The sequence below is a fragment of the Pseudomonas sp. MPFS genome, from assembly GCF_022537035.1.
In the GTDB taxonomy this organism is placed as follows: domain Bacteria; phylum Pseudomonadota; class Gammaproteobacteria; order Pseudomonadales; family Pseudomonadaceae; genus Aquipseudomonas; species Aquipseudomonas sessilinigenes.
This window is the reverse complement of sequence record NZ_CP066123.1, coordinates 2,489,842-2,509,803: the sequence shown is the minus strand read 5'-3', so window position 1 is coordinate 2,509,803 and position 19,962 is coordinate 2,489,842. Positions and strand designations below refer to the sequence as shown.

General features: G+C 64.0%; 19 protein-coding genes. 10 read left to right on the top strand and 9 right to left on the bottom strand.

All coding sequences use genetic code 11. From position 1 onward, the window contains the following. Positions 1-97 precede the first annotated feature (97 nt). Positions 98-838 carry a hypothetical protein gene (locus I9018_RS11875; protein ID WP_068585715.1) on the top strand — a complete coding sequence of 247 codons (741 nt, stop codon included), beginning with the start codon at positions 98-100 and terminating at the stop codon, positions 836-838. Between the two features lie 106 nt (positions 839-944). Here the strand turns inward: I9018_RS11875 and I9018_RS11870 are convergent, their stop codons facing one another. Beyond that, on the bottom strand, positions 945-2,402 hold the full coding sequence (locus tag I9018_RS11870) for a serralysin family metalloprotease (RefSeq protein WP_068585716.1): 1,458 nt from the start codon (positions 2,400-2,402) through the stop codon (positions 945-947). Positions 2,403-2,681: 279 nt separating this feature from the next. Here I9018_RS11870 and I9018_RS11865 point away from each other — a divergent pair, with 279 nt between their 5' ends. After that, positions 2,682-2,978, top strand: a complete 297-nt coding sequence (locus tag I9018_RS11865; protein WP_124346450.1) for a hypothetical protein — start codon at positions 2,682-2,684, stop codon at positions 2,976-2,978. Positions 2,979-3,029: 51 nt separating this feature from the next. Here I9018_RS11865 and I9018_RS11860 read toward each other — a convergent pair whose 3' ends face one another. Both I9018_RS11860 and I9018_RS11855 read right to left on the bottom strand, forming a co-directional pair. Beyond that, the gene (locus I9018_RS11860) at positions 3,030-5,390 is read right to left on the bottom strand and encodes a DNA polymerase II (protein WP_241109544.1); all 2,361 of its coding nucleotides are present in this window, start codon (positions 5,388-5,390) and stop codon (positions 3,030-3,032) included. A gap of 195 nt (positions 5,391-5,585) precedes the next feature. After that, positions 5,586-5,762 (bottom strand): hypothetical protein, encoded by a 177-nt coding sequence (locus tag I9018_RS11855; protein ID WP_164487277.1) that lies wholly within the window; start codon positions 5,760-5,762, stop codon positions 5,586-5,588. 198 nt (positions 5,763-5,960) lie between these two features. On the opposite strand from I9018_RS11855, the gene I9018_RS11850 reads away from it, so the two are divergent. After that, positions 5,961-6,290, top strand: a complete 330-nt coding sequence (locus I9018_RS11850) for a hypothetical protein (protein ID WP_241109543.1) — start codon at positions 5,961-5,963, stop codon at positions 6,288-6,290. 279 nt (positions 6,291-6,569) lie between these two features. After that, positions 6,570-7,148, top strand: a complete 579-nt coding sequence (locus I9018_RS11845; protein ID WP_068586837.1) for a hypothetical protein — start codon at positions 6,570-6,572, stop codon at positions 7,146-7,148. Between the two features lie 78 nt (positions 7,149-7,226). Here I9018_RS11845 and I9018_RS11840 read toward each other — a convergent pair whose 3' ends face one another. The 3 genes from I9018_RS11840 to I9018_RS11830 all read right to left on the bottom strand — a co-directional run bounded on the left by I9018_RS11840 (position 7,227) and on the right by I9018_RS11830 (position 10,423). After that, entirely contained in the window at positions 7,227-9,077 is a 1,851-nt protein-coding gene (locus I9018_RS11840; RefSeq protein WP_241109542.1) for an amidohydrolase, read from the bottom strand. 28 nt (positions 9,078-9,105) lie between these two features. After that, a complete protein-coding gene (locus tag I9018_RS11835; protein ID WP_068586832.1) occupies positions 9,106-9,684 on the bottom strand; it encodes an antibiotic biosynthesis monooxygenase in 579 nt (192 codons plus the stop codon). A gap of 97 nt (positions 9,685-9,781) precedes the next feature. Then, positions 9,782-10,423 carry a hydrolase gene (locus I9018_RS11830; protein WP_241109541.1) on the bottom strand — a complete coding sequence of 214 codons (642 nt, stop codon included), beginning with the start codon at positions 10,421-10,423 and terminating at the stop codon, positions 9,782-9,784. A gap of 158 nt (positions 10,424-10,581) precedes the next feature. Here I9018_RS11830 and I9018_RS11825 point away from each other — a divergent pair, with 158 nt between their 5' ends. The 6 genes from I9018_RS11825 (at position 10,582) to I9018_RS11800 (ending at position 16,504) form a co-directional block, all read left to right on the top strand. Beyond that, complete coding sequence (locus I9018_RS11825; protein ID WP_241109540.1) at positions 10,582-11,475, top strand: LysR family transcriptional regulator; 894 nt, start codon at positions 10,582-10,584, stop codon at positions 11,473-11,475. A gap of 76 nt (positions 11,476-11,551) precedes the next feature. Beyond that, a complete protein-coding gene (locus I9018_RS11820; RefSeq protein ID WP_241109539.1) occupies positions 11,552-12,211 on the top strand; it encodes an isoprenylcysteine carboxylmethyltransferase family protein in 660 nt (219 codons plus the stop codon). A gap of 624 nt (positions 12,212-12,835) precedes the next feature. Continuing rightward, positions 12,836-14,200 (top strand): glutamine synthetase family protein, encoded by a 1,365-nt coding sequence (locus I9018_RS11815; RefSeq protein WP_241109538.1) that lies wholly within the window; start codon positions 12,836-12,838, stop codon positions 14,198-14,200. A 76-nt stretch (positions 14,201-14,276) separates the two neighbouring features. Beyond that, complete coding sequence (locus tag I9018_RS11810; RefSeq protein WP_241109537.1) at positions 14,277-15,590, top strand: FAD-binding oxidoreductase; 1,314 nt, start codon at positions 14,277-14,279, stop codon at positions 15,588-15,590. A gap of 66 nt (positions 15,591-15,656) precedes the next feature. Beyond that, entirely contained in the window at positions 15,657-16,043 is a 387-nt protein-coding gene (locus I9018_RS11805) for a GFA family protein (RefSeq protein WP_124346441.1), read from the top strand. Then, a complete protein-coding gene (locus tag I9018_RS11800; RefSeq protein ID WP_124346440.1) occupies positions 16,040-16,504 on the top strand; it encodes a hypothetical protein in 465 nt (154 codons plus the stop codon). The genes I9018_RS11805 and I9018_RS11800 overlap by 4 nt, the downstream gene beginning before the upstream one ends. 30 nt (positions 16,505-16,534) lie before the next feature. Here the strand turns inward: I9018_RS11800 and I9018_RS11795 are convergent, their stop codons facing one another. The 3 genes from I9018_RS11795 to pncB form a co-directional block, all read right to left on the bottom strand. After that, positions 16,535-17,509 (bottom strand): transposase, encoded by a 975-nt coding sequence (locus I9018_RS11795; protein WP_241107265.1) that lies wholly within the window; start codon positions 17,507-17,509, stop codon positions 16,535-16,537. A gap of 371 nt (positions 17,510-17,880) precedes the next feature. Continuing rightward, positions 17,881-18,726 carry an ammonia-dependent NAD(+) synthetase gene (nadE, locus tag I9018_RS11790; protein WP_241109536.1) on the bottom strand — a complete coding sequence of 282 codons (846 nt, stop codon included), beginning with the start codon at positions 18,724-18,726 and terminating at the stop codon, positions 17,881-17,883. 1 nt (position 18,727) lies between these two features. After that, the gene (gene pncB / locus I9018_RS11785; protein WP_068586778.1) at positions 18,728-19,957 is read right to left on the bottom strand and encodes a nicotinate phosphoribosyltransferase; all 1,230 of its coding nucleotides are present in this window, start codon (positions 19,955-19,957) and stop codon (positions 18,728-18,730) included. Positions 19,958-19,962: the final 5 nt, after the last annotated feature.

Here is a 19,962-nt window from a genome sequence, read left to right as displayed (position 1 = left end):
GTCCCGGATCGCCGCTGCCCGGGCCCGGCACCGCGCGGCTTGAATTAACCGCGGCTTTGCGCCACTGTCTCGGCACTTTTGCGGCGGAGACCCTGGCATGCTGTTCATCCTTCCCACAGTGGCGGCCCTGGCCTTGGCGCTGTTGTTCTGGCGGCGCCAGAAAGCCCTGGCGGCCTTGCGCCGCGAGGCCTTCATCCGCAGTTTCAGCCTGCCGCCCGGGCTCTTTACGCCCCTGCGCACCCGGCACCCCCACCTGACGCTCAAGGACTGCCAACTGGTCGCCCAGGGCCTGCGCCAGTTCTTCCTGGCCTACTTGAAAAGCGGCCAGCGCTACGTGTCGATGCCGTCCCAGGTAGTGGATGACCTGTGGCACGAATTCATCCTTCATACCCGTGATTACCAGGCGTTCTGCCACCAGGCCTTCGGCCAGTTCCTGCATCACACCCCGGCGGCGGTCCTCGGCCAGAATGCCGAGCGCCAGAGCGACAACGGCCTGCGCCGGGTCTGGCGCCAGGCGTGCCTCGAAGAAAACATCCACCCCGCCCAACCCAGCCGCTTGCCGCTGCTGTTCGCCCTGGATGCCAAGCTGAAGATCGCCCAGGGCTTTCACTACGTCGCCGATTGCCAGTCGCTGCGGCGCCTGACCGATAACGGCGCCGGCAGCACGGTGATCCATTGCGGCAGCGAGCTGCACAGCAGCTCTGCAGACAGCGACTCGTCCCCCAGCAGCTCCGACAGCGACAGCTCGCGCTTCGGCGGCGATGGCGGCAGCAGCGACGGCGGCGGTGACAGCAGTGGTTGCGGAGGCGGCGGTTGTGGCGGTGGGGGCGGCGACTGAGCGCCGGGGAAACCTGTGGCGGCCGCGCTGCTACCGAAAAGGTGGCGGGCCCTGGCCGACAGAGTGGAAGCGGCGCATCGCGCGCCGCTCCACTGGACCTGATCGATCAGGCGATGATGTCGGCCGCTACCGCTTGGCCAACGATACCCACGGCGAAGTCCGCCGTGCCGTGACCGGCGAGGTCAACCAGCAGACTGCTCTGGTTGGTGCCGGCGTTGTAGCTGAGGATCGCGTCGCCCGCATGGCCACTGAAGGCCTTGACGAAGTTCAGGGTTGCGCCGCCGGTGGCGAACTGCGCGATACCGGTGAGGTCGATCTTGTCCTGGCCGCTGGTGAAATCCATGATCCAGTCCGGCGCGTTGACGGTGGAATCCGACGCCGCGCCGAAGACGAAGGTGTCGGCCCCGCTTCCGCCCCACAGGGTATCGGCGCCGCCGCCACCGTAGATGATGTCGTTGCCGGCACCACCCTTGAGGACGTTGGCCACCGCGTTACCGATCAGCAGGTCGTTGCCGGAACCGCCAATGGCGTTCTCCACGGTCACGCCATAGGCGATGGAGACGTTGCCCACCAGGCCGCCAACGTCGGAGAAGGCACCGGCGTTGAGGTTGATCTTCTGGTTATGGCTGAAGCCGGAGAAGTCCAGGGTGTCGTTGCCGCCACCGTCCCAGACCGCGAACACCAGCTTGTCGCTGTTGGAGTGCGCGCTGTAGAAATCCCGCCCGGTGTTGGAGTTGAAGCCGTACACGGTGTCGTCGGCACGGGTCTGGTAGTTGGCGCCGTAGAGCTTCTGCACCGCGACGATGTCGTCTACCAGCGGCGCCGAGGCATAGGCCCCACTACCGTCCTTGCTGAAGTTCTGCCCGGTGTTGCTCTCACTCCAGTAGCTCATCAGGCTGTAGCCACGGGTGTCCTGGGCGTAGCTGGCGTCCTTGTAGGTGGGGTTGCCATTGCCGGCGTTGTAGGTACCCGGATGGGACAGGCCCAGGGTATGGCCGATCTCGTGGGTCAGGGTCTGGCGCCCGTAGTTGCCGGTGCCGGGAGTCTCGTTGACCCGGTACTGGCTGTTGATCAGGTACCAGGACTGGCCGTCGTAGCTACCACCGGATGGCAGGTAGGCGAAGGCCGCGCCGCCGGTGCTGACGTTGTAGTTGCCGAAGGTCATGTGCCCGTCGCCACCCTTGGCCGCCTCGGTGAAGCTGACCTTGGCCACATCCGCCCAGGACTGCATCGACAGCACGGCCTGGGCCTTCTGCAAGGCGCTGAACTGACTGAAGGTACCCAGGGACGGGTTGTAGTTGGCGGGTTTCTCGGTGAGGAAGGTGTAGGTCAGGTCGATCTTGCCGTCACCGTTCTTGTCGTGCCAGGACAGGTTCTTGCGCAGGATCGCATCCGCGGCCTGGTCGGCGGTGAACGACGGCTTGCCGTTCACCGGATCGCTGCCACCCCGGTCATAGCGGTGGCTGAAAGCCTGTACCTGTTGGTAGGCATTACTGGCTTGTGCGGCCTGGTCGGCCCAATTCCAGGTAATTTCCGACAGTGCTTTTGACAGTGTCTTTGACATTGTTACGTCCTTGTTCCAGACAGAAAATGTTCGATAGAACACAAACGACCCCGCCTGCGAGATCGTCCTATCACTCGCCCAAAGAGGCGCTCCGAAGCTGACACACTCGTCGACGGCGAGTCCATGGTTTTTTTCGCCCGCTCAGAACCCGCCGGAGCCGCGTTTCGGGGGCCATATTCCACTCGCGCAAGCGTTGGGCAGGCGATAGGCTAGGCACTGATCCGGGGTGCCAGGGAGGTCGCAACGGCCGTCCCTACCCCTTCTCGCCAGGAGTCCGTAATGCGCAAGACATTGTTGCTGGGCACTTTTATGATCATCACCGGCACCGCCCAGGCCGAAGGTATTCCCCTGTTCAACGTCGCCTGCCCCGGCAACCTGGCGGTCAGCGCCGACCAGGGCGGCCCGGTGTACATCAATGGCAAGGAGGTCAAGAGCACGGCCGTGGATGACCGGCATTTCCAGGTCAAGGCAGGCGAAGCCAACCTGTCCATCAGCGTTGAAGCAGACGATTCGGTCACCGTGAACTACACCGACAAGCACGGTGCCAGCCATTTGTGCGAAGCCGTGGACGACTGACTCGCCCACCCGCCCAGCGGCCCGTCATGACAGCCTGGCTGCTGCTCAGCCTTAGAACAACCCCATCTGCCCACCCACCAGGGTCGAGAAGTCATCCTGCACGAACGGCAGGATGGCGTCCGCCACTGGCTGCAACTGGCGCGTCAGGTAGTGTTCGTAGTCGATGGTGGCACGGCGGATCTCCAGAGGCTCGGGACCCGCCAGGGTCATCACATAGCTGATCCAGCCACCACGCTGGTATTGCAGCGGCCGGCCCTGTTCACGGTTGTAGTCGTCGGCCAGGCGCGCCGCGCGGACATGGGGCGGGACATTGCGCTCGTACTCATCCAGGGGTCGGCGCAGGCGCTTGCGGTAGATCAGCAGATCGTCCTGCTGGCCGGCCAGGGTGCGCTGCACGTAGTCGCGCACATAGTCCTGGTAGGGCTGGCGGTGGAAGATCCGCCGATACAGTTCCTGCTGGAACTCCCGGGCCAGCGGCGACCAATCGGTACGTACGGTCTCCAGGCCCTTGTAGACCATCTCCTGGCTGCCATCGGCGCGCTGGACCAGGCCAGCGTAGCGCTTCTTGCTGCCCTCCTCGGCGCCGCGGATGGTGGGCATCAGAAAGCGTTTGTAGTGGGTTTCGAACTGCAACTCCAAGGCGCTTTCCAGGCCGTACTGCTCGCGCAGGTGATCGCGCCACCACTGGTTGACGTGGTCCACCAGGGCCCGGCCGATCTGCCCGGCGCGCTCCTCGTCGTGAGCGCTGCCGAGCCAGACGAAGGTGGAGTCGGTATCGCCATAGATCACCTGGTGACCCTGGGCCTCGATCAACTGCCGGGTGCGGGCCATGATCTCGTGCCCGCGCAGGGTGATGGACGAGGCCAGGCGCGGATCGAAGAAGCGACAGCCACTGGAGCCCAGCACGCCGTAGAAGGCGTTCATGATGATCTTCAGGGCCTGGGACAGCGGCGCGTTGTGCTCGCGCTTGGCCACTTCCCGGCCCTCGGCCACCCGCTGGACGATCGCCGGCAGGCAATGCCGGGTGCGGGAGAAACGCGCCCCGCGAAAACCCGCCACCGAATGCTCTTCGTCACTCTGGCGCAGGCCTTCCACCAGGCCCACCGGGTCGATCAGGAAGCTGCGGATGATCGAGGGGTACAGGCTCTTGTAGTCCAGCACCAGCACCGATTCATAGAGGCCGGGCCGCGAATCCATGACGAACCCGCCGGGGCTGGCCTGGGGCGGCAGCTCGCCGAGATTGGGGGCGACGAAACCCTGGCGGTGCATCAGCGGCATGTACAGGTGGGTGAAGGCCGCCACTGAGCCGCCACTGCGATCGGCCGGCAAGCCGGTGACGCTGGCCCGCTCCAGGAGGAAGGTCAGCAGCTGGGTCTTGGCGAAGATCCGCGTCACCAACTCGCAGTCCTTGAGGTTGTAGCGGGCCAGGGCCGGCTTGTCCTCGGCGAACATGCGGTTGATCTCGTCCATGCGCTGGTAGGGATTGTCGATCGACTTGCCCTCGCCCAGCAGGGTCTGGGCGACGTTTTCCAGGCTGAAGGACGGGAAACTCCAGGTGGCCGAGCGCAGGGCCTCGATGCCATCGATGATCAAGCGCCCCGCCGCCGAGGCGAAGTAATGGTTGTGGGTGGCGTGTTCGCGCCAGTGCATCTCCTGCCCTCCACGGCCCAGGCGCAGCGGTACCGCCAGGCGCCGGGCATGCTCATGCAGCACTCGCAGGTCGAACTGCACCAGGTTCCAGCCGATGATCGCGTCGGGGTCGTGCTCGGCCAACCACTGGTTGAGCTTCTCCAGCAATTGCTCGCGACTGGCGCAGAACTCCAGGTCGAAGTCCACCGCGCTGTCGTCGGCGCGGGCCTTGCCTAGCATGTACACCTGGCGCTGGCCACAGCCCTCCAGGGCAATGGAATACAACTCGCCACGCTCGCTGGTCTCGATATCCAGGGACACCAGGCGCAGTTGCGGGCGGTAGTCGACGGCGCGTTTCATCTGCGCGTCCAGCAGCAGCCCATCCGGTCCCGGTTGGCCATTGAACTCTACCGGCGCGGTGATGAAGCGCTCCATCAGGTAGCGCTCCGGCGGGCGGATATCGGCTTCGAACACGTCGACCCCGGCCCGGCGCAGCGTCTTGTCCAGGCGGATCAACTGGTTGTGCTGCGGGCAATACAAACCCAGCACCGGGCGCTGGTGAAAATCACGCAGTTGCAGGGGGCGCAGCTCGACATCCGGATCGTCAGCCAGCAGGCGCTCGGCCTGGTGCCGCTGCACGGCCGGGACAAAAGCCACGGAGGTCTGCAACGGCAGGCGCAGGTGCCGTGGCCCCTGGTCGGTGGCCAGCCAGAATTCGACTTCAGTGCCTGCTGGCGTATCGCGCCAGTGTCGCGTCAGGACGAAGCCTTGTTGTACATCCACCGCTGCAACCTCAGAACCATTTCCAGGCGCCGATTCTACCTGCCCCAGCCCTGCTTGGGGGCTCGAATGAGGGCTTTGCGGCTTTTGTCAGACAATATGTAGTGCCTGAAAATTTTCACTACAAAACCGTTGACGAGCGGATTGCGCCCTTGCATGATGCAGGCGTCCCCCCGATCGGGGGACAAGGCAAAGGTGTTATGAGCAAGCTCGTCTGACCGCCGAGCTGTTGACCCGGATGTGTACTGCCCACAAGGCAGATTGATGAAACTGACCTGGCATTGACCGTTCGCGATTCGACGGGAAAGCCGGCGAGAACTCTTCAAGATGCTTGTGGCCGATGGTGGGAATGTCGGCAGCTTCATCCAGGTTCATGCTGCTTTCTATCGTTGTGGCGCTCTGTGCGTAGCAGTTAATCAAGGTAACTACACACATCAGGCTCTGGGCCTTATCTGTATCCGACAGACACCCTCTGTCGCCCTGTTTCCGGTATCAGGGTTCAACTTACCGATGTAGCAAGATGAATTAGCTAAACAACTTAGATAGATCGATGAATGGTCAAGGGGGCTACAAATGAATCTTAATAACCATCCCACTATTGATGAATTGGCACGTATGTTCGCCGCACGCAAAGACAGCCACGACAGCCATATCCTGTGGATTGCCAAGTCGGGCCAAGTGCATATCGACTGCCTGTCGCCCCATAGCCATGAAGCAGAATTCGACCGCAACAACCAGGATCTGGCAGCCCGCCTGAAGATGTACCGCCGCGGCCAGGGTTATGTCGGCAAGAAAGCCGCCGCCGACAAGGACTTCATCGGTCGGGTACTGGAGACCCTGAAGAACGAATGGCAGTCGCTGCGCGGCAATCCGGAAGTTCGAATCATCGATCGGTTTTGTTGAGACAAGTTTAATCTCAATATAAAACAGCAGGGGCGCTGAACTTTCAGCGCCCCTTTTTATTGCCCGCAATTAATCCGAACAACATCTTCCAGCTCACTCATCGCGGTTCATGAACACGATCACCTGGCAACTGGACAGCCTGATGGCCAGTTAGTAGCATCGCCCCGCTCAAACCGGCCAGGCGGTTGGCAAAGAGGGCTGCAGTATTCACTGACGCCTCGATGTCACCACCAGGCACGATATTCGAAAGCCAAGTCGAACCTTAAAAAAGGACTTTGTGTGACTGATCGCAGCGGTGTCTTGCGTTACATCATTGAGCGGTACTACTCGGACGATCTGGAAGACGCCGAAGCCCGCACCGGATACAGCGTCAAGCAGATCCAGGAGTGGTGCTCAGGCCATTGCCAGCCCCAGCACATCACCGTCGAGTACTTCATTCACCGCGCCTTCACGCCTGAATTCCAGTCGGTGATCGAATTCGCCGAGTTCCAGCCGGATCAACCGGTGATGAAGCAGTTGAAGGTCCTGTTCAAAGGACACGAAGACCGGGCCGGCATCTATGCGTTCTATGACTCGATGGCCAACCTCATCTACCTCGGCAAAGCCACCAACCTGCTCAAGGAAGCCTATTCGGCCATACGCCGGGATGTGCATATCCAGTTCCCCGCGGGAATCAAGAAGAAGCCCGAGAAACGCTATGAACTGGTGCGCTACATTTCTGCCTACGATGTCGGCAGCTCAGAATGGCGAGACTTTCCAAAGCATGTCGAGTCCCTGATCCTGCGTATTTCCAAGCCAATCCTGAACAAGAACATCGGTCACATCGAACAGGCGTATGCCGCGCCTGGTGAAGACTGAGACACTTGCCTGTCGCGAATGCCCAGCCAGCAGGCGACAGCACGCCGCAGCGTCCTGTCGCCCTTTTATCGGCTGGGTTCAAAAGGCAAAGCACGAGCAGCCAAACGCGCCCCAGAAGCCCTGGAAATCGCTGACCGGCACCTTGGCCAGGCGAGCCCGCTCGTGCCCGTGGGCATGCACCGCGCAAGGACCGCTGCACTGGTGCAACTGAGCCGACAACGGCGCGGCAGGCTTCCAATGCCCCGGCACCTTGGCCACCGGCGACCAGTCCGGCGTCACGGGCAAGCTGGGCGGTGCCAGCGAGTGGAAGTCGCCGGCGGCATGCACCACCTTGCCATCCACCACCGTCAACAGCGACTCGATCCACTTGATCGCCTCTTCCTCGACGCTGAAGTAGTCCGCCGACAGGGCCACCAGATCCGCCAGTTGCCCGACCTTGAGCTGGCCTTTCTTGCCCTGTTCCGAGGAGAACCAGGCGCTGCCGTGGGTATAGAGCTCCAGTGCGGTATCGCGATCCAGGCCCTGGGGATACAGAGCCAGGCCACCGACGGTCTTGCCACTGACCATCCAGTACAACGAGGTCCAGGGGTTGTAGCTCGAGACCCGGGTGGCATCGGTACCGGCGCCCACTGGAATGCCTTCGGCGAGCATGCGCTGGATCGGCGGGGTCATCTCGGCCGCCTTGGCGCCATAGCGGTCGACGAAGTACTCGCCCTGGAAGGCCATGCGGTCCTGGATCGCGATGCCACCGCCCAGGGCCCGGACCCGCTCGATATTGCGCGGGCTGATGGTCTCGGCATGGTCGAAGAACCAGGGCAAGCCGTTGAAGGGGATATCGCGGTCGACCTTTTCGAAAACATCGAGCATGCGCGAAATGGATTCGTCATAGGTCGCATGCAGGCGGAACGGCCAGCGCTGCTCCACCAGATGGCGGACCACCGGCTCCAACTCCTGCTCCATGTCCTGAGGCAGATCGGGGCGCGGCTCGAGGAAGTCCTCGAAATCGGCGGCGGAGAACACCAGCATCTCCCCTGCCCCGTTGTTCCGCAGGAAGTCATCGCCCTGGCCGTAGCGCACGCTGCTGGTCCAGTTCTTGAAGTCCGCCAGTTCTTGCTTGGGTTTCTGGGTGAACAGGTTGTAGGCGATGCGCACCGTCAATTGCTGCTGGGCCGCCAGTTGCTCGATCACCTGGTAGTCGTCCGGGTAGTTCTGGAAGCCGCCACCCGCATCGATGGCACTGGTGACCCCAAGGCGATTGAGCTCACGCATGAACTGGCGAGTAGAGTTGACCTGGTACTCCAGCGGCAACTTGGGCCCCTTGGCCAGGGTGGCGTAGAGGATCATCGCGTTGGGCCGGGCGATCAGCATGCCGGTGGGATTGCCGTTGCCATCGCGGACGATCTCGCCGCCCGGCGGGTTCGGGGTATGGCGATCGTAGCCCACCACCCGCAGCGCGGCGCGGTTGAGCAGCGCCCGGTCGTAGAGGTGCAGGACGAATACCGGGGTATCCGGTGCCGCCTGGTTCAACTCTTCCAGGGTTGGCATGCGTTTTTCGGCGAACTGGAATTCGTTCCAGCCGCCGACCACTCGCACCCACTGCGGTGCCGGGGTGCGCTGGGCCTGTTCCTTGAGCAGGCGCAGGGCATCGGCCAGCGACGGCACGCCTTCCCAGCGCAGCTCCAGGTTGTAGTTGAGGCCACCGCGGATCAGGTGCAGGTGCGAGTCGTTGAGCCCGGGGATCACCGTACGCCCCTTGAGGTCGATGACCTGGGTGGTGCTGCCGCGCAAGGCCATGGCCTGGGCATCGTCGCCCACGGCGATGAAGCGCCCCTCCTTGATCGCCACGGCCGTGGCCCGAGGGTTGGCCCGGTCCACGGTATGCAGGCGGCCATTGAACAGGATCAGATCGGCAATTGCGTTGTGGTTCATGGCATGGCTCCGATTGAGGCGAAAAGGTTCAGGCCGCGCCGCGCGGTTGCAGCCAGCGGCTGAACAGGCGGGTGACCCGAGGCATGAAAACGTAGACCACCAGCAGCACGATGCTCAGGGTGATCAGCACATTGGCCTGCACGTAACCGCCAAGCCAGGGCAGCCAGGCGAACAGCGGCTTCCATAACTGCGGCACGAGGAAGGTCAGCGGCAGGATCACCAGGAAGGTCACGCAGGCTTGCTTCCAGCGCGGCGGCGGGGCCGGCGCGGCGCTGTCCTGGGGGGTGAACCAGAACTCGCGCTCGACATTGACCTCGGTCTGGTCGCCATCGGCCAGCAGGTGCTGGGCCTGTTGCACCAGTTGCCGACGGTCGTCGGAGTCCAGCCAGTCTTGCAACTGCTCGGTGCTGGCAAAGCGCAGCACGCTGGTGAAGAGGCCGAGGCCGCCGCTGTGGCCGCGCACCACATCGATCCCCAGGTGCCCCGGATAACTGCGGGCCTTGGCGATGATCTGGCGCAGCCAGGTCTCGTAGGCCTGCTCCTGCCCCTTCTTGATGCGGTGGCGCACCAGCAGGGTGACCACGCCATCGGTAAGTTCAATATTCATCTGCGACTCCGCACTGCCAGCACATTGAGCGACCAGCAGGGGCGCGCCCTGCTGCACGATATCCAGCGAGTGCCCGGAGGCACCGCCTGGAGAGCCATCACAGCCGGCGCTGCCCGGCCTTGTGCACCATGCTGTGGGCATAGTCGACACCCATGCCGTAGGCACCGCTGTGCTCCAGCACCAGGGCCATGACTGCATCGTAGGTATCCTTGCGGGCCCAGTCGCGCTGGTACTCGAGCAGCACCTGCTGCCAGGTCACCGGCACCGCGCCGGCCTGGACCATGCGCTGCACCGCCATGTCGTGGGCTTCCTGGCTGGTGCCGCCGGAGGCATCGGTGACGATGTACACCTCATAGCCCTCGGCCAACGCCTCCAGGGCCGGGAAGGTCAGGCAGACCTCGGTCCACAGGGCCGCCATCACCAGTTTCTTGCGCCCGGTGGCCTGCACGGCCGCCACCAGGTGGCGATCCTCCCAGGAATTCATCGAGGTCCGTTCGATGGGCTGTTGCTCGGGAAACACCGCCAACAGTTCCGGCCAGATGTAGCCGCTGAAACTCTCGGTCTCCACCGAGGTGAGGATGCTCGGTACGTTGAAGATCCTGGCGGCCTTGGCCAGGGCCACAGTGTTGTTCTTCAGGGCCTGGCGGTCGATCGATTGCACGCCGAAAGCCATCTGCGGCTGGTGGTCGATCAGGATCAGGGCCGAGTTGTGCGGGGTGAGCAATTCACGAATGGACATGGCGCGTTCCTTTTGCAGTCAGAGTGAGGGGCGAACATGACCGGCTGATGGCGCTGAAGGCGCCCTGTGGGGCCGGCTTGGTGGTTAATCTAGGTTCTGGCTGAAACAGGAACAATTCCCTAAAATCGAGAATCATTGATTCTAAAACAGGGACAATCATGGATCGTATCGAATGCATGCGCGCCTTCGTCGCCACCGTCGACGAAAGCGGTTTTGCCGCTGCGGCGCGGGCCATGGACGTGCCCCGCTCCAAGGTCAGCAAACAGATCCAGGCCCTGGAGGAAAGCCTCGGCGTGCAACTGCTGCAACGCACCACCCGCAGCCTGCACTTGACCGAGACCGGCGCCGAATACTACGAATCCGCTCGCGAAGTGCTGGCAGCGGTGGACGAAGCCGAGCAGCGGGCCCGGGACGGTAGCGCCGAGCTGCGCGGAGTCTTGCGGGTCAACGCGCCGATGTCTTTCGGCCTGCGCCGGCTCGGGCCGCTGGTGCCGCTGTTCCATGAACTGCATCCGCTGATCGAGTTGCAGCTGGTGCTCAGCGACCAGCAAGTGGACCCGGTGCGCGGCGGCTTCGACGTGACGCTGCGGATCGCCAGCCTGGCGGATTCCTCCCTGGTAGCCCGGCAACTGGCGCCGGTGCCACGGATCATGGTGGCCTCCCCCGCCTACCTGGAACGCACCGGCCTGCCGCTCCAGCCCAAGGACCTGGGCAGCCACCGGTTTCTCGGCTACGGCTACCTGCAAAGTGGCGTCAGCCTGCAGTTGAGCCATGGCAGCGATACCCAGCGGGTGCATGTGACCGGGCCCCTGCACGCCAACAATGGCGACCTGCTGGCCCAGGCGGCGGAGGCTGGAATGGGGATCGCCCTGCTGCCGGACTTCATCGTCGAAGAGGCCCTGGAGGCAGGACGCCTGGTGCCGGTGCTGTGCCAGTGGCAGGCGCCGCCGATCAGCATCAACGTGGTCTACCCTTCGGCCCGGCGAGTACCGCAGAAGACCCGGGCCTTCATCGACTTCCTGGTGAGCCGGCTGGCCCAGCGCAGCGCCTGAACCGGACCAACGTACACCTGGCCGAACCGGCGCGCTCCTACACTCAAGAGAGGTTCCTGATGCTAGTGCGGTCATCATGAAAATCTCTCCTCGACTGGCCATCTCCAGCCTGCTGGGCGCCCTGGCCTACCTTGGCCTGGCGATCTGGGGACGCGGCGGCTTCGCGGCGTTCTTCGCCCACCCGGCGCTGACCTTGATCGCCATTGCCACCTTGCTCATGGTGTTGGCCTCGCTGTGCAGCGAGGTCAACCTCAGCAGCGGCGAACAGGAAGACCGGGACAATCGCTGGGTGCTGCCGGTGTTTGGCCTGATCGGCCTGGCGAGCGGTTTCCTGCCAGCCTATTGCGATCGCCTGGAGTTCTGGACCTTCGGCGGCGAGGCCCTGCGCTGGCTCGGCGCGCTGTTGTTCATCGCCGGTGGCGCCTTGCGCCTGTGGCCGGTGTTCATCCTCGGCCGGCGCTTCAGCGGCTTGGTGGCCATCCAGCCCGATCACCGCCTGGTGACCGACGGCCTGTATCGCCACTTGCGCAACCCCAGCTACCTCGGCTTGCTGGTCAACGCAGTGGGGTGGGCCCTGGCCTTCCGTTCCGGGCTGGGGCTGTTGCTGGCGGTACTGACCCTGGTGCCGTTGATTGCCCGGATCCACGCCGAGGAGGCGCTGCTCCGCGAGCATTTCGGCCAGCCCTACGAGGACTACTGCGCCCGCAGCTGGCGCTTGTTGCCCGGCCTCTACTGAAATGCCGTAAAAAAAATTAGACACCCTCGCCAAGGCCAACGCCCCGCTCTAGCCCGGGACTTGGCACCGACTCCATGGAAGCCTTCCGGGGCTGACTGACTCCACCACCCCCTTACATTGGCCAAAGGATTCTTGCAGTATGGGTTCGCCTCGGGGCTTGCTGCCCCTGAGACACCCGGAAGAATAAGCACAACGAACTCGACAGCGAGATCACCGGCCGATGTCCCTCACGAACCCGTACCACGGATTCGCCCGCCCCGCCCCCACGGCTTGCAGCCAGGGTCGCACGGGCATGGCCGTCGCACAGGGTTCGCTGCCTGCTCGCCACCTTCGCCACTTCGCCCATCCCCCTCATGAGGTCCATGAGGGTCGCGCCGCCGTCATCGGTTATTACCTGCTGGACAGGTCCTGCCCATGAAGCTCCTGGTCAACCTGCCCATGGCCCTGTGCCGTTCCCGCCTGCGCCACTCCTCACGTCCTCCGGATCACTCGCTCCTGGCCTGATCGCGCAACGTTGCGCATCACCCCTCCAGACCTGTTTTGCGTCCCTGCGAACGCCCCGTGCGTGGTGTCGTCGCAGGACCTGAAAACCTGTGCGCCCTGAAGGCGCAAGCGAGAACCAGCATGCATTTTGCCGCCCCCGAAGAGGCCCGTGATTTCCTGGCCGCCAACCCCGATATCGACATGATCGAGCTGTTCATCCTCGACGCCAACGGCGTGCCACGAGGCAAGCTGCTGCACCGCGAGGAACTGCTGGCGGTGTATGAAAGCGGCCGCCCCCTGCCCAGCACCATCCTCGGCCTGACCCTCAATGGCGACGACGTGGAGAACTCCGGACTGGTGTGGGATGTGGGCGATATCGACTGCCGCGCCTATCCGCTGGCGGGCAGCCTGGTACGCCTGCCCTGGCGGCAGATCCCCACCGCTGCGGTGCAGGTCAGCATGCACCCGCAGGAAGGCCAGCCAGCCAACATCGCCGACCCGCGCCACCTGTTGATCAAGGTCATCGACCGGCTCAAGGCCGACGGCTACTACCCGGTGATGGCCTGCGAACTGGAGTTCTACCTGCTGGACGCCAGGCGCGACGGCAATGGCCGCCCTCAACCGGCGCTGGATGCCGATGGCGGCCGACCGCGTACCACCCAGGTCTATGGCCTGCGGGAACTGGAACAGATCGAACCCTTCCTCGCCGACCTCTATGCCGCCTGCAAGCTGCAGGGCATTCCGGCGCGCACGGCGATTTCCGAGTACGCCCCAGGCCAGGTGGAGATCACCCTGGAGCATGGCGACGCCCTCGCCGCCATGGACCAGGCCGTGCGCTACAAGCGCCTGGTCAAGGCCGTGGCCCACCAGCATGGAATGCAGGCCACCTTCATGGCCAAGCCCTTCGACCACCTGGCCGGCACCGGCATGCACATGCACGTGAGCATCGCCGATGCCGCCGGCAACAACCTGTTCGCCGCCCAGGACCCGGCCGGTACCCCGCTGCTGCGCCAAGCGGTGGGCGGCATGCTCGCCTCGCTGCTGGACTCGTTGCTGCTGTTCTGCCCCAACGCCAACTCCTACCGGCGCTTCCAGGCCAACAGCTATGCACCACTGGCCCCCACCTGGGGTGTCGACAACCGCACCGTGAGCCTGCGGGTTCCCGGCGGCCCGGCCAATAGCCGGCACATCGAACATCGCATTTGCGGCGCCGATGCCAACCCCTACCTGGCCGCCGCAGCGATCCTCGCCGCAGTCCATCGTGGCCTGGCTGAACAACTCGACCCGGGGGATCCGGTGCAGGGCAACGGTTATGCCCAGGCCAAGGAGCTGTTGCCCACCGACTGGCTGACCTCGCTCACCGCCCTGGAACGCTCGACCTGGGCCCGCGAGGCCCTGGGCAGCGAATTCCTCGGGGTGTACCTGGCGGTCAAGCGCGCCGAGTACCGCCAGTTCATGGCCGAGGTCGGCGAGCAGGACTGGCGCTGGTACCTGACCCAGGCCTGAGCCCCTGCGGGCAACCCGACTTGCTGGCCGCTGCCTACCGGCAGCGGCCCGGTTCATTCTTTTGCGAGGATTTCCCATGAGCGCCGCCTTCGATCCGCGGACCCCGGCAGCCGAGCGCTGCCCCAGCTACTACAGCGCCACCCTCAACCAGGAAACCCAGTACCCGACCCTGCAAGGCAGCCAGCAGGTGGACGTGCTGATCATCGGTGGCGGCTTCACCGGCGTTGCCAGCGCCGTGGAGCTGGCCGAGCGCGGCCTGAAGGTGGCCATCGTCGAGAGCCACAAGATTGGCTGGGGCGCCAGCGGGCGCAACGGCGGCCAGGTCACCGGCAGCCTGTCCGGCGATGCCGCCATGCGCAAGCAGATGCGCCGCAGCCTGGGCGACGAGGTGGATGACTTCATCTGGCACCTGCGCTGGCGCGGGCACCAGATCATCCGCCAGCGGGTAGAAAAATACGCCATTGCCTGCGACCTCAAGCACGGCCACCTGCATGCCGCCTACAAGCCCGGGCACCTGGCCGAGTTGCGCGACGCCTACGACGAAGCGGTGGAACGTGGCATGGGCGACGAGGTCAGCCTGCTGGACCGCGAGCAGGTCCGCGGCCTGCTGGAAAGCGATCTCTACCACGGCGCGATCAAGAACACCCGCAACCTGCACCTGCACCCGCTGAACCTGTGCATCGGCGAGGCCCGCGCCGCCGAAAGCCTCGGCGCGCTGATCTTCGAACACAGCCCGGTGCTGGAGATCGTCCATGGCCCGCAGCCGGCGGTGGTCACCGCCCAGGGGCGCATCGAGGCCCGCCAGGTGCTGCTGGCCGGCGACGTCTACCACAAGCTCGAGCCCGGGCAGCTAAAGGGCAAGATCTTCCCGGCCATGGGCGGCATCGTCACCACCGAACCCCTGGGCGACCTGGCCCGGCGCCTGAACCCCGAGGACCTGGCGGTATACGACTGCCGCTTCGTCCTCGACTACTACCGGATGACCGCCGACGGCCGCCTGCTGTTCGGCGGTGGCGCCAACTACAGCGGCAAGGATTCGCGGGATATCGCCGGCGAACTGCGACCGTGCATCGAGCGTACCTTCCCGGCGCTCAAGGGCGTGGCCATCGACTTCCAATGGAGCTGCGCCATGGGCATCGTGATCAACCGCATCCCGCAACTGGGCAAGCTCTCGGACAACGTCTGGTACTGCCAGGGCTACTCCGGGCATGGCGTGGCCACCAGCCACATCATGGGCGAGATCATGGCCGAGGCCCTGACCGGCCACCTGGGCCGCTATGACACCTTCGCCGCCTGCCAGCACATCCGCGTGCCGTTCGGCGACCAGCTGGGCAACCCGATGCTGGCCGCTGGCATGTGGTATTACCAGATGCTGGAAAAACTGCGCTGAAGCCGGTCGGAGGGCATGCTAGATTCGCCCTCCAGCCACTACGGCACACCCTGGAGGAGGACCAGCATGAGCGCAGAGATATACCAGGGCGGCTGCCTGTGCGGGCAGATTCGCTTCGAGGCCCGGGGGCCTGCCGCCAATCCCCATACCTGCTCGTGCAAGCTGTGCCAGCGCCATAGCGGCGCCCTGACCCTGGCCTGGGTCGAGTTCCCCCGCGAGCGGGTGCGCTGGACTGGCCCAGGCGGCGCGCCGAGCACGTTCAGGTCGTCGGATTATTCCAGCCGGGCGTTCTGTGCCCAGTGCGGCAGCTCCCTGGGCGCCATCGACGACGAACCCACGGTCGCCCTGCTGCTGGGGACGTTCGACAGCAACAACCGCAAGGCGCTGATGCCCACCCACCACTCCTACAAGAGCCAGCGACCGCGCTGGTGGCACGCCGGAGAAGCGCCATGAACCCAGGCAGCGGCCACGAAAAACTGGCGACGAATATCTGGACCTGGTACGGCCAGGACCAGTACCGCTGGCTCATCCTCCTGGGCGAACTGGGACCGGCCCTGGAGTTCCTGGCCATGGACGCGAGCCGGCAACGGGTGGAGATCGGTTGCTGCGCGGAATGCAACCTGTGGTCCGATCAGTTGGATTACCTGGAGCGTTTCGTGCGGGATTTCCCGGCGCGGCTGGACCCGGCCCTGCACCAGCACCTGCAAGCCTTGCTGACAGCCTGTGAAGGGCTGAGCCCGGAAGCCTACGGCATGACCCTGGAGGACAACGGTTTCGAACACCGGCAATGGCAGCCATTGCGCCAGGCGGCCCAGCTCGCGCTGGAAGACCTGGGCTGGCCAGAGGCACGGGAGCACATGCCCGAGCTGGTCGCCGATTGCCGCATGGCCCTGGACAAGTGGCGCGATGGTTGAAACCGCTGCGTGTAGATACCGTCTTGCCCGTTACCGGGCAAGCGCCAATTTCGGGTCATAAGGATGACCCGACTTGAGCACGCCAAATACGATGTGCAGCATCTTGCGCATCACTGCACAGACGATCTGCTTGCCCGCTTTACCCTTGGCGCGCAGCCGCTCTTTCATCGCCATGAGGGGCTCACTCATGTTCATGGCGGTGATGCTGGGTAGGTACAACGCTCGGCGGATACGCCCCGAACCAGCCTTGCTGATCAGCGTGCGGCCCTTGAATTTGCCGGATTCGGCCAGCTGCGGATTCAACCCCGCAAACGAGACTACGGCCCGGGCGCTACGAAACTCCTTGAGATCGCCCAGTTCGGCCAGGATCACTGACGCGGTCTTCTCGCCGATACCGTCGATGCTCAACAGCAGATCCCGTTTGCCCCGCAAGTCGGGATCATCGTCGACATGCTGCTTGATCATCTGGCGGGTCTGGACGATGTCTTTTTCGATGTGGCTGATGTGCGACTGGATCGATTCCTGAACCACCGTATCCGCCACTTCCTGGCGATTACGTTCCATCTGCAGCATCTCCTGCAGGTCGTCCAGGCGTCGCAGCAGGACCCGTAGCCGGCGGATCGCCACAGGCTCCGGCGCCCAGGGCGTCAAGGGTGACTCGTGCTTGGCCTGGGCAAAGGCGGCCAGCAACTTGGCGTCCACCTTGTCGGTCTTGTAGTTGATTCCTTCGCTTTTCTTGAAGTAATGGACCCGGGCCGGGTTGACCACGATGACTTTGTAACCCTGGTGGTAGAGGTGCTCTGCCAGGGCTTCGTGATAAACGCTGGTGGCTTCCATGACGACCCTGGCGTCGGGCTGCGCATGCAACTTGAGCCACTGGTCGAGCTGGGCGAAGCCCTCGGCATTGTTGGGAATCTTGCCGCGTGTGCGGTACTTGCCGTTGGGCAGAGGCGTGGCGACATCGAATGTGTTCTTGGCGATATCGATCCCGATGACGTTAGACATATTCTCTTCCTCGTATGCGCGGGTTGAGGATCATCCATCACTCGGTCTCAGCCTTGTTGATGCGAGCTACCGTGCGATGCAGGGCTCAGGATACCGTTCGGACTTAGCGAGTGAGGTTGAAGAGGAGGAGCTCAATCTACAGTGCAGGCTCAAGGCCTTAGCCGCTGCCCGGCTTCATTCCTCTTCCTCGATGATCAGTCGAGAACTATCGCGTGTGTAAACGCGATAGTCGAGATACAAGCCGCTGCCGCAGGCTACGCATGGCTCGGCACGAGCCACATCCGGCGTATCCGAAATTGACCTGATGGACCCCATCGCCAGGCTTGGCGGACGCTGCGCCCCCGGTCGCAGCCTCGCCCGCTCGGCAGCGGTTAAAGGGACCGGGTATGTGGCGCCGGAGTGTGGGGCAAGGCGCGCTTATGGGCGGTGCGCTGGTAGGCGTTTTCGATCAATTGGCGCACGGTGTCGGGTACCGGCTGGCCCATCAGGTAGGCGTCGATTTCCTCGTAGCTGCACCCATAGGCGTCCTCGTCCAGCTTGCCCGGGGACAGTTCTTCGAGGTCTGCGGTGGGTGCCTTGCGCACCAGGTGCCCGGGCGCGCCAAGGGCATCGGCCAGCAGCCGCACCTGGGTCTTGGTCAGGCTCGATAACGGCGCCAGGTCGCAAGCGCCGTCGCCGTACTTGGTGAAGAAACCCATCAACGCCTCGGCGCCATGATCGGTACCCACCACCAGGCCATTGCTCAGGTTGGCCACCGCGTACTGGGCCAGCATCCGGGCCCGGGCCTTGACGTTGCCCTTGGTGAAATCCGTGAGGGCCGCCGAAGGTTCCAGGCCGTCGAGCTGCACCTCACGCATCAAGCCATCGACGCTGTCGGCGATATTGCAGGTGCTGATCTCATCGGGGCGGATGAATGCCAGGGAAGCCTGGGCGTCGTGTTCATCGGCCTGGTGGCGATACGGCAGGCGCATGGCGATGAAACGCACCCCATGGCCGGCCTCGCGCATCTGCTCCACCGCCAGCTGGCACAGGCGCCCGGCCACCAGGGAATCGACGCCGCCGCTGATGCCCAGCACCAGGCTGTGGCAACCGGAATCACCCAGGACCTGCTGGATGAATGCCACGCGGCGCGCAATCTCGGCAGGCTCGCCGCCAGCGACCAGTTGCCGATCGATGCCCAGTTCCCGGGCGATACGTTCTTGGGTCGGATGGGTCATGTCAGGCCTCCAGGGGCGAGTTGGCAAGATCGACGTTGAATACCTGCGCCGCATAGCGAAGGAAGGATGGGTCTTCACAGACGTTCTTCACCGGGTCGTCGGAGAACTTCACCACCGGCTCGCCATGCACCCGCACCAGCTTCATCACGATGCTCAGCGGCTCCACACCCTCCACATCGCAGGCCAGGCTGGTGCCCATGCCGAAACCGAAGCGGGCCTGGCCGCGCACATGACGCAGGATCGGCAGGCATTTCTCGAAGTTCAGGCCGTCGGAGAACATCAGGTCCTTGCTCCGCGGGTCGATGCCCAGTTCCCGATAGCGGGCCAGGACCTTGTCGGCCCAGACCAGCGGGTCCCCGGAATCCTGGCGCAGGCCGTCATACAGCTTGGCGAAGTACAGGTCGAAGTCCTTGAGGAAGAAGTCGGTGCTGATGCAGTCGGTCAAGGCGATGCCCAGGCGCCCGCGATACTCGCGAACCCAGTTCTCCAGCGCGGCGTTCTGGCTTTCCCGCAGCCGCCCCAGTTGCTGGTGCACCATCAGCCACTGGTGGGCCATGGTGCCGATCAGCGGCAGGTCGAACTCGTAGGCCAGGTGCGCATTGCTGGTGCCGACGAACACCCCGGGAAAATCACTGTGCATGATCTTCACCACTTCGCGCTGGGCCTTGAACGACAAGCGCCGGCGGGTGGAGAAGTCCGAGACCCGCAATTCGGCGAGTTCATCGCGGCTGGCATTCTTCTCCAGCCATTCGAACTTCTGGTAGAGCCGGCGAGTGACGTCCGCCAGTTCGACATCCGGGTACTTGTCGCGATTGCGCAGCTCGCTGACCATGGCCAGCACCGGTTGCTCGAACATGATGCAGTGCAGCATCGGGCCACGGACGCGGATGCTCAACTGACCCTCGACGGCGGCCACGTGGATGTAGCGCAGGTTGAAGCGGAACAGCCCGAGGAATTGCTCGAAATCAGGGGTCAGGTATTCGCGAAAACGCTTGCTGAACAAAAAGCGCTGCTCGCCTTCGCGCATCTGCAGGTCGGCCAGTTTCTCCAGCTCCTGGCGGATCTCGGGGATCAGGTGCACCAGGGACTCTTTGGAGCGAACGATGAACTGGTACTCGACCTCGACATTGGGGTGCTGGTGCAGCACCGCCTGCATCATGGTGAAGGTGTAGTAGTCGGTGTCCAGCAGGCTCTGGATCACGCCGTTGTCGCGGTCAAATGCACTTTCCATGGTGA